This is a genomic window from Qipengyuania sp. NPDC077410, from assembly GCF_044543405.1.
Taxonomy (GTDB): domain Bacteria; phylum Pseudomonadota; class Alphaproteobacteria; order Sphingomonadales; family Sphingomonadaceae; genus Qipengyuania; species Qipengyuania pacifica.
Genome location: NZ_JBITWB010000003.1, coordinates 354,974 through 368,076 on the forward strand (window position 1 = coordinate 354,974; position 13,103 = coordinate 368,076).

At 57.1% G+C, this 13,103-nt stretch carries 10 protein-coding genes; 8 read left to right on the forward strand and 2 right to left on the reverse strand.

Annotated features, from left to right (window positions below):
* Window position 1: 1 nt before the first annotated feature.
* Entirely contained in the window at window positions 2-2,026 is a 2,025-nt protein-coding gene (gene kdpB / locus ACIGGE_RS15300) for a potassium-transporting ATPase subunit KdpB (RefSeq protein ID WP_397490992.1), read from the reverse strand.
* Entirely contained in the window at window positions 2,026-2,115 is a 90-nt protein-coding gene (locus ACIGGE_RS15305; protein ID WP_397490993.1) for a potassium-transporting ATPase subunit F, read from the reverse strand. The genes kdpB and ACIGGE_RS15305 overlap by 1 nt, the downstream gene beginning before the upstream one ends.
* A 238-nt stretch (window positions 2,116-2,353) precedes the next feature.
* Between ACIGGE_RS15305 and ACIGGE_RS15310 the strand changes: the two genes are divergently transcribed.
* The 8 genes from ACIGGE_RS15310 (at window position 2,354) to ACIGGE_RS15345 (ending at window position 13,012) form a co-directional block, all read left to right on the forward strand.
* Window positions 2,354-3,112: a TorF family putative porin gene (locus tag ACIGGE_RS15310; RefSeq protein ID WP_397490994.1), complete on the forward strand. Its 759-nt coding sequence runs from the start codon at window positions 2,354-2,356 to the stop codon at window positions 3,110-3,112.
* A 444-nt stretch (window positions 3,113-3,556) separates the two neighbouring features.
* Complete coding sequence (locus ACIGGE_RS15315; protein ID WP_397490995.1) at window positions 3,557-5,890, forward strand: MobA/MobL family protein; 2,334 nt, start codon at window positions 3,557-3,559, stop codon at window positions 5,888-5,890.
* A gap of 283 nt (window positions 5,891-6,173) precedes the next feature.
* Entirely contained in the window at window positions 6,174-6,668 is a 495-nt protein-coding gene (locus ACIGGE_RS15320; RefSeq protein ID WP_397490996.1) for a hypothetical protein, read from the forward strand.
* Window positions 6,668-7,315 (forward strand): hypothetical protein, encoded by a 648-nt coding sequence (locus tag ACIGGE_RS15325; RefSeq protein WP_397490997.1) that lies wholly within the window; start codon window positions 6,668-6,670, stop codon window positions 7,313-7,315. The genes ACIGGE_RS15320 and ACIGGE_RS15325 overlap by 1 nt, the downstream gene beginning before the upstream one ends.
* A 315-nt stretch (window positions 7,316-7,630) precedes the next feature.
* Window positions 7,631-8,116, forward strand: coding sequence for a hypothetical protein (locus tag ACIGGE_RS15330; protein ID WP_397490998.1), 486 nt, complete (start codon window positions 7,631-7,633; stop codon window positions 8,114-8,116).
* A 294-nt stretch (window positions 8,117-8,410) separates the two neighbouring features.
* On the forward strand, window positions 8,411-11,896 hold the full coding sequence (locus ACIGGE_RS15335; RefSeq protein WP_397490999.1) for a CHASE domain-containing protein: 3,486 nt from the start codon (window positions 8,411-8,413) through the stop codon (window positions 11,894-11,896).
* A 94-nt stretch (window positions 11,897-11,990) separates the two neighbouring features.
* Complete coding sequence (locus ACIGGE_RS15340; RefSeq protein WP_397491000.1) at window positions 11,991-12,356, forward strand: response regulator transcription factor; 366 nt, start codon at window positions 11,991-11,993, stop codon at window positions 12,354-12,356.
* A gap of 212 nt (window positions 12,357-12,568) precedes the next feature.
* The gene (locus ACIGGE_RS15345; protein WP_397491001.1) at window positions 12,569-13,012 is read left to right on the forward strand and encodes a tetratricopeptide repeat protein; all 444 of its coding nucleotides are present in this window, start codon (window positions 12,569-12,571) and stop codon (window positions 13,010-13,012) included.
* Window positions 13,013-13,103 lie beyond the last annotated feature (91 nt).

A 13,103-nucleotide genomic window follows, 5' to 3' on the forward strand; every position in this document is an offset into this window, starting at 1 on the left:
CTTACGCGAGGCCGAGACCTGCGACGGCGAGATCGATAAGCTTGATGCCGACGAAGGGAGCGATCACGCCGCCCACGCCGTAGATGCCGAGATTGCGCAGCAGCTGGCTGGCAGCTGGCATCGGGCGATACGTGACGCCTTTGAGCGCCAGCGGCACCAGCAGCGGAATGATGATGGCGTTGAAGATGATCGCCGAAAGGATAGCGCTCTGCGGACTTGCGAGCCCCATCACGTTGAGCGCACCCAGCGCGGGGTAGAGCACCACGAAGATTGCCGGGAGGATCGCAAAATACTTCGCGACGTCGTTGGCGATCGAGAAGGTGGTGAGGCTGCCGCGCGTCATCAGCAACTGCTTGCCGATGCCGACGACCTCGATGAGCTTGGTCGGGTCGCTGTCGAGATCGACCATGTTGCCCGCTTCGCGCGCGGCCTGCGTGCCGGTGTTCATTGCCACCCCGACATCCGATTGCGCGAGCGCGGGCGCGTCGTTGGTCCCGTCCCCGCACATCGCGACCAGCTTGCCCTCGGTCTGTTCCTTGCGGATGTAGGCGAGCTTGTCCTCGGGTGTGGCTTCGGCAAGGAAGTCGTCGACCCCCGCCTCGGCGGCAATGGCCGCGGCGGTGAGCGGGTTGTCGCCGGTGATCATCACCGTGCGGATGCCCATCCGGCGCAGCTCGACGAAGCGCTCGCGAATGCCCGCCTTGATGATATCCTTCAGATGGATCGCACCAAGCAGGCGTTCGTTCTCCAGCACGGCCAGCGGCGTGCCGCCGGCCTGGGATATCTTGTCGGTGATTTTCTTGAGGGCGACGACCGCCTCGTCGGGGAAACTCCCGAGATTCAGGACCGCGTCGACCGCGCCCTTGCGGATCGTCCGCCCGGGCAGGTCGATCCCGCTGACGCGCGTCTGGGCGGAGAAGGCGACTACCTTGTTGTCCGCTGGCGCCTCCTCGCCCCCACCCGCGAGCGCGACGATGGAGCGCCCCTCGGGCGTGGTGTCGGCAAGGCTGGAAAGACGTGCCGCCGCAATCAGATCGCTGTCCGCGACGCCAGGCAGCGCAACGAACTCACTCGCCTGCCGGTCGCCGATGGTGATGGTGCCGGTCTTGTCGAGCAGCAGCGTGCTGACATCGCCCGCCGCCTCCACCGCTCGGCCCGACTTGGCGAGCACGTTGAAGCGGATCAGCCGGTCCATCCCGGCGATCCCGATGGCGGAGAGTAGTGCGGAAATCGTGGTCGGGATCAGTGCCACGAACAACGCGATCAGCACCGGCACCGCAATCGCGCCACGGGCGAACTCTGCGAAGGCGGGCAGTGTGCCGACTGCGACGAGGAAGATCAGCGTAAGGCCCGTCAGCAGGATCGTCAGCGCGATCTCGTTCGGCGTCTTCTGACGGCTCGCGCCTTCGACCAGCGCGATCATCCTGTCGAGAAAGCCGCTGCCCGGCTCGGCGGTCACCTTCACCCGGATTTCGTCCGAGATCACGGTCGTGCCCGCGGTTACTGCCGAGCGGTCGCCGCCTGCCTCGCGGATCACCGGCGCGCTTTCGCCGGTGATCGCCGCTTCGTTGACCGACGCGACCCCGGCCACGACTTCACCATCAGCAGGTATCTGCTGACCTTCGCAGACCAGCACGATGTCGCCGTATCGTAGCTGCGTTGCGGGGATCTTCTCGGTAGCACCATTCTTGCCGACCCTGAGCGCGACCAGGCTCTCCTTGGTATCGCGCAGCGCCCTGGCCTGCGCTTTGCCGCGCCCTTCAGCGAGCGCTTCGGCGAAATTGCCGAACAGCACGGTCAGCCACAGCCAGAACACTAGCTGCGCCTGGAAGCCGATATCCCCCGCTCCGCTGACGATCCCCCGCAGCAGAATTACGGTCGCGGTCGCCGCGACGATTCCCGTGACGAACATCACGGGATTGCGCACCAGCGTGCGCGGACCGAGCTTCACGAAGGAATCGCGGATGGCAGGGACGACCAGCTCGCGCTGGAACAATCCGGTTTGGCCAGAGGCAGCTCGCTCCATCAAAAGCGCGCCGGCTGTAGGAGGACCGCGGTGAGATAGGCCAGCAGGCCGAGCGCCACGAGCCCCACGAGAATGAGATCGAATGTCATGCGAAACAGCTCCCTTCTTCGGCAGCCGCTCTGGACCTAGCTCGCATGAAAATTCGCCGGGGGAATGTCTACCGGCGCATTAAATCCGCATGAAATCGGGCTTGGCATGCCCCGCTTTCACGCAGATTTCACAAGCCACCCCCGCGATCCGCATGGCGATTTAACGGGCAGTGGGAGGATGGACCTTGCGCATGGCGCGGCGACGGTTGCCGCCCTTTCCTCAAGGATAATCTTTCCGATGCGCATAATCTGTCTAGCCGCGCTTGCGGCCTCGCTCGCCACGCCTGCTTTCGCCCAGGATGTGCAGGAGGAAACCGACCAGACCGTGGTCGATGCTGTCATGGTGTCGGGCGGAACGGCGCTTGTCTCCTCCTACCGGTTTCGCGGGATCGACCTGTCGGATGAGAAAGTGGCGGTGCAGGGATGGGTCAGCGTTACGCACCGGAGCGGCCTCTATGCCGGCACCTGGGCTTCGAGCATCGACGGGTTCGGCGAGCTTGGCGGCTCCAACCTAGAGCTCGACATCTACGCAGGCTACAAGGTCGAGGTCGCCGATGAAGTCACGTTCGATGGTGGGGTGATCTACTATGCCTATCCGGGCTCGACCGGCGGGGAATACGAGTTCTTCGAGCCATATGCCAAGCTCGGTCTGGCGGCAGGCCCCGCCGCTGTTACGCTCGGCGTCGCCTACGCACCCGCGCAGGATGCGATCGGCGGCAACAACAATCTCTATGTCTCCGCCGATGCCGCGCTGCCTGTCGAGGGCACTCCGTTTGCGCTGGACGCACACGTCGGCCGATCGGAAGGCGAGACCACGCTCACCCCTGGAGGGGGCTATACCGACTGGTCGCTCGGCGCGAGCGCAAGCTGGAAAGGCCTGACCGCGCGCGTCGCCTATATCGATACCGACATCTCCGATTTCAGCGCGCTTGCAGCTGGCGCGACGCCCGAGATCGTCGACGCCGCCGTGGTCGTCTCGCTGACGGCTGCCTTCTGAACTCAAGCCGCGCCGTGGAGAACGGCGATCTGCGAGGAGCATATCGTACAATCCTTTGCAGCGCGGCCATCTCTCCAGGGCCACGGCACCCTAGACGTAGATCACATTTAGCATCGGCGACGGACCCGTCCTTAGCGTTGAGTTGCAAGAACGACCGCTTTCAGGGTTCACCTCGGGGCGCTCGAACGTCTGGAATGAGGGCGCAAAGCCGACGGTGCTGCAGCTGAAAAAAGGATACCTCAAAGCCAGAGACAATCTCCCGAACACCCCGAGGTACTTCATGCTTCGGAGGGGTAGGATGCACCACCCTGAGTGAGGCGATCCTAAATCAAGGAAGGAAGAGGGGGGTGGTGCGCAACAAAGGGTTTTTCTGCCGAGAAACCCAAATGCGCCCACCCCCCTCGAAAAAGGATCAGGAAACCGAGCCTCGCTGTGCAACTATCAATGCGTGAAATTAGGAATGGATCGCCCGAGTTGCGGGCTGCAGCTGCGGCTGCTCGTAGCGCGCAGAACCTGAAGACGCGGAAGGCAAATGAACGTGAAGAGAGTATCGCTGAAAACGCCCGTCGGCGCCGTAAGCGGATTTCGGATCAAGAGGCAGAGGCATTCATTCGCCGCCGAGTGCGAGTGCGCGCCGCACCAGAAGATCGACCCCGCGGCTCAAACCGCACGCCGCGTAAACTGACCAACAGGACGATCAAGGATGTCTTTACGGGGAGCTGGGGGAACAGCCCTCGTTGCGCCTCCGACGGAATGTCCTCGATCCATTTTGATTTCGTGCCGCGTGGCTTTGGGTCCAAGAAAGGTCGATCTTGGCGCTCCGGCGAAGCAGAGCGCGCCAGCCTCTACATGACAGCACATGAAAGCCTGGAGGACGGCGAACTCGGATGGCACAGCAACGTCGCAGATGATCGCAACGAACTTCGCACCTTCTGGCGGGTGATCGAGGCCGTCGAGAGGCATGATCGTGCCAACGCCAATGTCTATATCGCCGAGGTCATCGAACTTCCATGCGAAGCGTCCCCGCGGCTTCGCAGGCGAATAGTGAAGCGGATCGTCGAACGGCTTACGAAACGGGGCCTCGCTTACGTGGCAGCGATCCATAAGCCGGACCGAGGCGGGGATCAGCGTAACTTCCATCTGCATCTGATGTATAGCCTGCGCCCTTCCGAAAGGATCGCTGCTCATGAGTGGGAATTCGGGATGAGCAAGGTCGCCGATATCAACACCAAGGATGGCATCAAAGAGCGGAGACGTTCTGTGGTTCGCGACATCAATGCGACGCTGAATGCCGCTCACATAGCCAAACGGTATACTGCCCTGTCGAACGGTGCGCGGGGTCTTGAACCTTCGACCCAAACCAAGGTCGGGCAGAAGAGGACCTGGGCGAAGCGGCGCCTGCTCGCTGCTCAGCAGAAAGTCGATGAGATCCATCGGTTGCTAGCGATGGCGGCCGATCTTCGAGCGACCACAGAGAGGGTTCAACAGACACTGAAAGAAGCCAAGCAGCGTGTTGCTTCCAAACTTCGCAGAAAAGCGCAGGAGATCGTCGAACGCGGAGGTCAGCGCGCAAAACTTATATCCGAGTTGGCGGCGAGAGTTGAGCTAGCCAGATCGGCGCTTGTCATAAGACAGCATGGTGCGCGAATATCCGCCGCTTCCAATGAAATGTATGCAGCTTCGATACCGGTGCTTCCCATTGCCGAGATCCCGCGCAACTCGGAATCTTCAAAGGAGCGCATTAATATCAGCGTCGCTTCCGAACTTGCCCAAGCACGGACCGACGCTAGTCCGGAGACCGTTAAACGAGCACCTATCCAATCTACACAGGACAAAGACATAAGGCCGGGGGGCGACGCAACGAGCCACCCACGGGTGGCCAACGTTTCTTCTGAGTCTGAAAAAGCGCCAGAGGATTCTCGGCTCGCGTCGGCTCGAGAGAGGGCGCAAGCGCCGCATCATCAAACGCCGGTGAAGAAAGCTTCGGGGCAGGAGCAAAAAGCCGTCGTCGTTCGTAAAAACGACAGTGCTGTGGCAAAGCATGACGCCTTGCAGCCACCATCGAAGGCTGCGACCGTCACGGCACAAGCCGGCAATGAGAAACCGCTGGCGTCGGCTGCCCAAAAGTTCGTCTCACTACGCAAGGGTGCGACGAAAGATAACGAGTGGCCGCGCCACCATTCAACCGTTTCCGTTACAAAGTCCGAGAAGGACAAACCGCATTTCGCCAGAAAGGCAAACATTACCGACGATGGTAAGTCGTCCTCACAACCTGTCCATCCTAAGGCAGGCTCAGAAAAACCGCTATCAAGAGAAGATCTAGCCGAGATTGCGCGCCAGAAGTTGGAAGCCCGTGCTGGTGTGAAGCGAGCAGATAATCTGAATGTAGGGCGCGCACGGCAGGCTGCCATTGCACAGGCTCAAGCAGTCGCGGAAAGGAAGAAGGCGCTGATGGCTCGACCGGCAGATGATCTGTCGCCGATGGTATCTAGCGAGCCCAAACCGCCGTTGGCACAAACTCAAGCCAAGACGATCGCTCAGTCTTCGCGAACCTCGCAAACGAGTAGCGAGCCAGAGGGGTTAGACGGTGAAGAGGGCCGATCAAATAGTGGCGCGCCCGATCGCAAGCAGGCAGCGGAACCGCCTGATCCTTCGCACAACGAGCTTGGTGCCACGCCAACAGCCAAAGGCGTCCCGCCGGAACGGGTTTTCAGCAGGGGAAGAGTTTCGTCGACGGAAGAGGGCTGGCAGCCCCCAAAGAAGGGTCACGAACGCTAGCGCTCTGGAACGACTGCTTCCTGACACATGAGTCGGGTCACTCGTTTGGCATTGTCAGAACAGGCTTGGCTAGTCGGGAGGTGGCAATGAGCATCACCAATTGATTTGCAACATCGTGGCCCGGAACGGCATAGGTAACAACAATGAGTAAGAATGGCGACCGCAAGACTGGCGGTCGAAAAAGCTGAAGTGGAGCAGGCGAAGCTGTCCTGAAGATGAAAATTGAAGGCAGCCTGATCTGGTCAACGATGGCCGGTGACCCTCCAGTGAAAGCTAATACTACATGTCTGAATATACCTCACGGCCTTTGCCGCCATGCGAACGCCTGCTCGCAATCCCTTTGATGGAATTGACTGCGTCCACAGTGGCCACATGGAATTTACCTGGCCTGCCAAGCGGGACGCTCGACGTGCCAGAATGTCGTCTCGTGATGTGCGGAACCGCCGACGCGGAGCGTCGTGATCTGGCCATGCTCAAAACGGCGGTCGATCAAGACCGCGACGTTTTGCTTCTTCGGTTATTGGCTGGGAAGCGCCCGTGCGAGGCCGATATCGTGCTCTCGTCTCCAGTTGAGCCGATGCTTCTGACCCACATGCTGCCTTGCCGGTTCGATCAATCTCTCTGGCTCGTTCCAATGCGTGGTGGTCGTTATGTGTCGGTCGAAGAGAGCGGTCTTAAGGTCCACTGGCAACCACCGGCGTCGGAAGCCGAGATTTTCGCCGGATGTCAGCGAGCGGATACCGAAATCGCTCGCTTCCTCAAGGGGGTGTCGTTCTGATGGCCGCCAAGAAACGTAGCGCACGTGCGAAAATGCCCAAAGCTCCGCAGAAGACCAGTGAGCAAGATCCGCTGAGCTGGCTCTACACGAACCCGCAGGGATCATCGGATGGCTTCACATTCGGTGTCCTGCGCAAGACGTTTCGAGGGCGAGAGAATTCGGCACACGAGTTCGGCTGGCGAAAATGTCATGTCGGTGCCCATAACTACGTGAACGATCGATCGCGCTGGTCCCCCAACGTCGAGAAGGTGGAGGTCATTCTTCCGCCACGAGCGGACGACCTGCTGAGTGATCCGGATGTCCTCCTCCGGCAAGCTGATGAGTTCGTCTCACCTATAGAAACAGGCCTACTGACCTACGTTTCTCTGCCTTTGGGAGATGTGGATCGCCTCCATACGGGTTGGGAGCGAGCGCGGTCTTATGCCGTATCCTTGGCCAACTCGCGTAAAGTCGCTTCGGTGGTCATTTTACATTCGCCCGGAGTGATCGGCGCGCCTTATCCCCTGCACGCACATCTTTGTATTGTGCCAAAAGTGCTCACTGGGCTTGGCCTACGCCATGGTGCTTATGATCAGGAACTGCTCCGCGACGGAGGCCAAGAAATCCTTCGGGAACTATGGGATGCCCACCTCGACACGTGCCAGTAAATCGCTACCATCGGCACTAAGCCGGTCTGTTTGGATGCATGTCAAATGCTCACGCAAGCGAGTTCTTTCCGCCGGATAATCAGGACCGAACGTCGGCATGCGTTGAAGTCGCAGATTCCGAATGGTGCTAGTGTCGTGTGAGTTTGCTGCTCGCCTCACTCGACGTTTTCAATCCATTGAAACTAGATGGTGGGAGAGCACTCTCGATAATAAATCCCGCAGGATGCCATCCTGCGGGATAATACATTTAGCCAAGAAATTTTTGGAGGTGGGAATGTCCCCAGATTGGGGGGATGAAACTGAAGGATGATACTAATGACCATCGAAGCCGAGAACCAGATCATGCGCCGCCACCTCGATGCTGTTCACCAGATCCTGCTGAACGGTAAAGCGCTAAGGTCAGGATTGTCGCTGATTGCAGGAGATCGACGCAGCCCTGACAACTTTATGCAGGTGGCAATGGCCGCGAAAGACAGTGATGAGGACGTCATTCACCTCGGGTTCGAAAGAATCGTTGGCGAATATCGGCTCGTCGAGATGACACTGTATTTGCCTCGTAACGGCGCAACCCACATCATCTCAGGCTGCCAACTTTACGTCGGTGCGGAAAATGGTTGCGCTTTGATCCTTCCGCCGATCGGCAAGAAGGGAAGCTTTCGAGCAAAGGTCAACGAGATCGTGCATTTGCGGCAGATGCCTTCTGACATGGATCAGGGGATCCAGCGTGCAGATCAACGTTTGAAGAAATTGCTCAGCAGCGCCGGGCAAACCTCGAACTTCGGTTGTGCAGTCGCGGCATGACAAGGGGAGGGCGCTACAGTCGGTTGAACGGCAATGTAGTATATACTCACGTGTCCCACGACCAGTCAGGCTGAATTGTGCCCAAAAGCCAAATATTCCGCCAGTCGCAATGCTGATTAAAAGTGATCGAATAAAGATTTTGCCCATCACAATCACATGGCAAACGGAAACGACGCAAAACGAGAGAATACGGATAATCACGTAATATCGGATTGTCAGGTTTGAAACGCTAATTCCGTGACATACGAGATATGATATCTAAACCCGATTGCGAACGAAAACCAAGCGGTTAATATGGGCGCAGCACCATCAACCAGTCCGACGATCGAGCGCGCCCCTTTTAAGCTGAGGATGGCTCGAGAGAATGCGTTTCTCGCTTTGGGCTATTTTATTGCTGGATATGTTGGCATTTCACTCGCCGTGCCCCCGGGCTATGCGACGATAATTTGGCCTGCGTCCGGTGTCGCGCTTTGTGCATTGTTGGCACGCGGGGCATGGCTATGGCCTGGCATCTGGCTGGGCTCATTTACTTTAAATGTTCTGACCGGCTTCGATAGCTCGGCTGACTTCGATCACTCCTGGCGTGTATTTGCGATCGCTGCCGCGATCGGTATCGGTGCAAGCATTCAGGCAATCGCGGGCTTCGTTATAGCGAAGCGTTTTGCAAGGGGTATCGAACTTTCCAACCTGCGGCGCATCGCATTCGCCGGAATGTTGGTTGTCGTGCTCCCATGCATAATCGCGCCAACAGTCGGCGTCGCCACATTGATTCTCTCCGGTGCGATCAATGGCAACATGGCATTGTCTAATTGGCTGACATGGTATGGCGGGGATTTTCTAGGCGTCATATTGGTCATGCCGATCTTATTGCTGTCCAACCGCTCGCCGGTTGCCGTCAAATGGCAGGGACGGTCTTTACAGGGAACCAGTTCGCTTGTTGCGATCAGCTTGATAACAACATTGTTGCTTACTTTTTATGCGTGGCAGTTTGTTTCCGAACGGGATTACAAGCAGGGCGAGGAAGGGTTTGCGGCCATGACCGCAGATACTGAAGAGGCGCTGCGCTATAGGCTGCAGATTTATCAACGAGGTCTTCAAGGTGCCGCTGCATTCGCGTCGCTCCACGGTTCCGTAAGCCCGTCCGAATGGCGCGATTACGTCAATCGCCTCAACATTGCCCGTTCTTATCCCGGCATGCGCGGGCTAGGTATGTTTCGCGCAGTGAAAAATAGCGAATTGGCAGCGTTCCGCAAAGAGTTTGCAAAGGAGTTCGGTAATCGTTTTACCATTCACCCTGTCGTTGAACGCGACGAGCATTTTATCATAAACCGAATTGAGCCATTGGACCAGAATCTAGCGGCACTGGGTCTCAATCTCGCTTTTGAACAGGGACGCCGCGAAGCCATCGCTCAGTCTTCTGCAACTCATGAACCGGTCCTGACGCGACCGATTGTTTTAGTTCAAGATGCAGAGCAGGGGGCCGGATTTCTCCTGATGTTTCCAGTTCTAAATCAGACCAATGACCCGTCCGGCAAATGGGTTTATGCCCCTCTGGTTGCAGACGAACTACTCAGTAGTCTCACTCCACGCCAAGGCGATGACTTCGCCTTAGAAGTTTATCATGGGAAGCAGATTGAACCAGACGCACTTCTGTATGCGTCAGGATATGTCGGAAAGTCGCCACGGTTTGAACAGTCGACTACGATAGATTTGGCCGGACAGCCCCTGACCCTGCGTTGGACAAGCCTCGTGCCATTCGAACAGCGTTACGCTTCCAGCGCGCCACTGGTTGCATTAGTTAGCGGGTTTACCATTACCGCGCTACTTGGCGCCCTTCTGGTCATCTTTTTGCGACGTGAAAACCATGTGGTTCGTGAAGTCAAAGATGCGACAGCTGAGCTCGCGGAGCGCAATCGAATGTTGGAAATGGCTGAGGCAACTGCCCACATAGGTCACTGGCATCTCGATCTAACCACCAACCGTTTACAATGGTCCGACGAAGTATATCGCCTTCATGGGACAATTCCCGGAGATGAGCCTGCACTCGAAAAGGCGATCGAATTTTACCATCCCGACGATCGCGCAATAGTCGAGCAATCGATAAAGACCGCAACAGAAACCTGCGAGCCATATCGTTTCAAAGCTCGGCTTTTAATCCGAGATGGGGAAGTGCGGCATGTTGAAGTGCGCGGCTTGGTAGAAACTGATGCCGACGGAGAAGCCACCGACATTCTTGGTGTGATAATCGACCGCACCGATGAAACACGCATGCGTGAGCAGTTGACAGAAACGATCGAAGAGGCGCGTGCCGCCGATAAGGCAAAATCGAGTTTCCTTGCTAATATGAGCCATGAGATACGCACTCCCATGAATGGAGTTATCGGGTTCACTGAATTGGCGCTTGCTGACGAACGAAATCCAGACCAGCAGCGCCGACTGCAGATGATAGCGGATTCAGGCAACGCGATGCTGCGGCTGCTCAATGATCTGCTCGATTTCGCCAAGATCGAAGCAAATCAGATGGCGATAATCAAGGAACCGACTGATTTGCGTCATACCCTTAGAAGCTGTCAGCGGCTCATGGAGCCTGTTGCTAAAGCACAGGGGATCGAGCTTGGCCTCGAGATTGATACCAACCTGCCAGCTTCCGTTCTTGTGGACAAAATGCGCTTGCGTCAGATCGTGCTCAATCTTCTGGGCAACGCTCTGAAATTTACTGAACAAGGGCAGGTCGTTATTTCAGCCAAAATAAGCAATCGGCTGTCCGATCCGCATAAATGGATACTTGTGACCGTTCGCGACACCGGCATTGGCATTGATGCCGACCGGCTGGAAAGTATCTTCGGCAAATTTATTCAAGCTGACGACACAACAGCCAGACGGTATGGCGGCACGGGGCTTGGCTTGCCAATCAGTTCCGAGCTTGCCGAATTGATGGGTGGAAGTTTGCGCGCCGAAAGCAAGCTAGGAGAAGGCTCGGCCTTCACACTCTCACTACCTCTGGAGGCCAGTAGCAATACGCGAGCGCCCATAAGCCCGTCGCAGCCGCGCTCCCTCAGTTTGCCTAAGGCTCAGCTGACGATTCTCATCGCTGAAGACAATCCGGTAAACCAGGAACTGGTAATGGCCATGGTCGAAAAAGCCGGACACTTAAGCGCGATCGCAAACGACGGTCAGCACGCAATGCATTCTGTATTAGAAGCGCGGCGGGGCGGGCGTCCGTATGATATGGTTCTTATGGATATGCAGATGCCGAACATGGACGGGTTGCAGGCAACTCGCGCAATCCGGGCGGCAGGGATTGGCGCTGAGGAATTGCCCATCTTGGCGGTCACCGCGAACGCCTATCCCGATGATATTCAACGTTGCATTGCAGCGGGCATGCAAGCCCATCTGGCAAAGCCATTACGGCTAACTGAACTTGTTGCTGCAATCGAAGCTTGGTCTAAGCCGCGAATTGCCGGGCCCACCGGTGCCGCAAAGGAGGAACCGGCACTCGAGGAAGAGACTGATCCTCGTTTGCGCCAAATGTTTGAAGACCGCACGCACGCAGCTGTAAAAGCAATGGACCGACTTTTGGCGGCCGGCCAGTTGGACTTGGAATTGCGCGATGAGATCGGCAGTCTCGTGCATCAAATTGCAGGAGTTGCGGCGTATTTTGGCCAAGCAGCACTTGGCGATATTTGTCGAGATTTTCAGCATGAGTTTCTGGATACCGAAGACGATATTATCGCTTTGAAAATGGTATCGAAAATGCGCAAACGTCTGCTCGATCGTTGACCAATGTTTATGCCATATCATCCGCCAACCGGGGTCGGTCTGTCCGTGAAATCTTCATTCGGCCTTAACTGTTCTTATTCATCAGGATATAACCATGGCTGAAATTTTAATCGCAGACGACGACCCTATTTTGGTCGAAATTCTTAAGTTCCGCCTCGAAGGCGCTGGCTACTCAGTAAAAACAACAAGCAACGGCGAAGACGCGCTGGCAGCTGCACGCGAGAAAGCTCCAGATTTAATCGTTCTGGATTCGATGATGCCCATAATGTCTGGACCCGAAGTTCTGACGGAATTAAAGTCGGACAATGAGTTGTGCGACATTCCCGTCGTCATGCTTACCGCGCGCAAAAGTGAGGCTGATATCGTGGCAGGGCTCAAAAGCGGCGCTGCGGAATATCTGACCAAACCTTTTATTCCCCAAGAACTTCTGGTCCGCATTGCGGCCTTGTTGAATCGATAATCATGAAGGTCCTTCGGCACATCTGGGTTGCTGCATTCATACTGACTAGCTCCCCTCTTGCTGCAGGCGAGGATACAGAATCGAAGCGCACTATAAGTGTAGGGGCAGCAGAGGATGCTCGTGCGGCAGGGAATTTTGACCTCGCGCGCACCATTCTTAGGAAACTATTGGTTGAGCGGCCGGATGATGCAGATCTCCTCCGCCGATTGGCAATGGTCGAAGCTTATGACGGCCATCTCGACAGCGCAATTGTGTTGATCAATCAAGCCGCGGTGCTCGCGCCCGACGATCTCGATATCGCGCTGGCACGCGGCTACATCCTTTTCTGGCGCGGCGATTTGGCCGCTTCCCGCATTGCGGTAGAAGCCATTGAGGCGCGCGATCCCAATTATCCGGAATTAGCTACGCTACGCACTGCGGTTATGCGCGACCAAAAGAACGCAGGAGTTCATTTAAGATCGTTGACGTTTGGCGGCGGGCTCTCGACCATTAAGTTGCGTAACGGCACAAGCCGGACTTGGAATACTGAGCAACTCGTCGCGGCGGTTGATCTGTCGGGCCAAACCACTCTCGCGGTTGGCCTTATGAGGGAAGAGCGCAACGTTTCAGACAATCGTCTGAGCGCGAGAATGGACCGACAGTTTGGTAACGGCTGACGTGACCCCCAGCTTTCCTCCAGCTGGGATTAGAGCCGAGCCGTTTTGTTGCGCATGAGCGCGGTTGAAGCAATGGGCTGCGTAGCGGAGC

Bases quoted from the DNA above. Each gene is read 5' to 3' on its own strand.
- ACIGGE_RS15320 (WP_397490996.1), top strand. From the start codon at position 6,174: ATGTCTGAATATACCTCACGGCCTTTGCCGCCATGCGAACGCCTGCTC.
- kdpB (WP_397490992.1), bottom strand. From the start codon at position 2,026: ATGGAGCGAGCTGCCTCTGGCCAAACCGGATTGTTCCAGCGCGAGCTG.
- ACIGGE_RS15335 (WP_397490999.1), top strand. From the start codon at position 8,411: ATGGGCGCAGCACCATCAACCAGTCCGACGATCGAGCGCGCCCCTTTT.
- ACIGGE_RS15330 (WP_397490998.1), top strand. From the start codon at position 7,631: ATGACCATCGAAGCCGAGAACCAGATCATGCGCCGCCACCTCGATGCT.
- ACIGGE_RS15315 (WP_397490995.1), top strand. From the start codon at position 3,557: ATGCGTGAAATTAGGAATGGATCGCCCGAGTTGCGGGCTGCAGCTGCG.
- ACIGGE_RS15305 (WP_397490993.1), bottom strand. From the start codon at position 2,115: ATGACATTCGATCTCATTCTCGTGGGGCTCGTGGCGCTCGGCCTGCTG.
- ACIGGE_RS15325 (WP_397490997.1), top strand. From the start codon at position 6,668: ATGGCCGCCAAGAAACGTAGCGCACGTGCGAAAATGCCCAAAGCTCCG.
- ACIGGE_RS15345 (WP_397491001.1), top strand. From the start codon at position 12,569: ATGGTCGAAGCTTATGACGGCCATCTCGACAGCGCAATTGTGTTGATC.
- ACIGGE_RS15340 (WP_397491000.1), top strand. From the start codon at position 11,991: ATGGCTGAAATTTTAATCGCAGACGACGACCCTATTTTGGTCGAAATT.
- ACIGGE_RS15310 (WP_397490994.1), top strand. From the start codon at position 2,354: ATGCGCATAATCTGTCTAGCCGCGCTTGCGGCCTCGCTCGCCACGCCT.